The organism is Saccharomonospora iraqiensis subsp. paurometabolica YIM 90007 (assembly GCF_000231035.2).
Lineage (GTDB): Bacteria > Actinomycetota > Actinomycetes > Mycobacteriales > Pseudonocardiaceae > Saccharomonospora > Saccharomonospora paurometabolica.
In genome coordinates this window covers 139,966-140,460 of the sequence record NZ_KI912218.1, presented here as the reverse complement: position 1 = coordinate 140,460, position 495 = coordinate 139,966, and the positions used below count along the sequence as shown (strand labels likewise).

The 495-nt window shown below is 77.0% G+C and carries 1 protein-coding gene; it reads left to right on the top strand.

Annotated elements, in window-relative coordinates:
* A partial coding sequence (locus SACPADRAFT_RS26240; RefSeq protein ID WP_051442410.1) for a DUF4333 domain-containing protein occupies positions 1 to 395 on the top strand: 395 nt, incomplete at its 5' end.
* Positions 396 to 495: the final 100 nt, after the last annotated feature.

Below are 495 nucleotides of genomic sequence, written 5' to 3'. Positions count from 1 at the left end.
CGGGCACCACCGGCCCGTCCGACGCGGTGCACGACCCGTGGTTCGACGGCGACGACGCGGGGGACGGCTCCACGACCGCCACACCCTCCGGCACGGCACCCCCGTCGGCCGGGGAGTCGGCGCGCACCGGGGCCGCGCCGGTGACCAAGGTGTTCGACGAGGCGTCGATGCGCCGGTCGGTGCGGTCGATGCTCACCGACAGCTACGACCTGTCCGACGTCGCCTCGGTGACCTGCCCGTCCGAGCAGCCGGTCGAGGCCGGGGCCCGGTTCGACTGCACCGCCGTCGTCGACGGCGAGCCGCATCTCGTGCCGATCACCGTGCGCGACGACGACGGCCGCTACGAGGTGGGCTACCCGGAACCGGCCGACGGGGACGACCCACCCGGCACCTGACCCACCCGGGGTGCGCCCGGCCGGGACGAGGTGCCCGGGGGACCGGCCCCGGGTCCGTGCCCGGCACCGGGGTGCGGGGTCAGCCGTGGAGCGCGTCCAC